This is a genomic window from Saccharothrix sp. ST-888, from assembly GCF_000955975.1.
Lineage (GTDB): Bacteria > Actinomycetota > Actinomycetes > Streptomycetales > Streptomycetaceae > Kitasatospora.
The window spans coordinates 1-352 of the sequence record NZ_JYJF01000601.1 but is presented as its reverse complement, the minus strand read 5'-3'; the positions used below and the strand labels follow the sequence as shown (position 1 = coordinate 352).

The window sequence follows — 352 nt, the reverse complement described above, 5'->3', positions numbered from 1 at the left end:
CGCGGGTGGTTTCCTGCACGGTGCGGGTGAGTTCGATGCGGGGTTCTTCGGGATCTCGCCGCGTGAGGCGTTGTTGATGGATCCGCAGCAGCGGTTGCTGCTGGAGGGTTCGTGGGAGGCGTTGGAGGGTGCGGGGATCGATCCTCTTTCGTTGAAGGGGAGTCGGACGGGTGTGTTCGCCGGGGTGATGTATCACGACTACTTCGGTGCGTTCGGCAGTGGCAGCATCGTCTCGGGCCGGGTGGCGTACACGCTGGGGTTGGAGGGGCCGACGCTGTCGATCGACACGGCGTGTTCCTCGTCGCTGGTGGCGCTGCACCTGGCGGCGCAGTCGCTGCGGCAGGGCGAGTCC

1 protein-coding gene is annotated in these 352 nt (G+C 66.8%); it reads left to right on the top strand.

Annotation, left to right across the window (positions count from 1 at the left end):
- Positions 1 to 352: beta-ketoacyl synthase N-terminal-like domain-containing protein (locus tag UK12_RS33920; RefSeq protein WP_045307067.1), on the top strand; the 352-nt coding region annotated here is incomplete at both ends.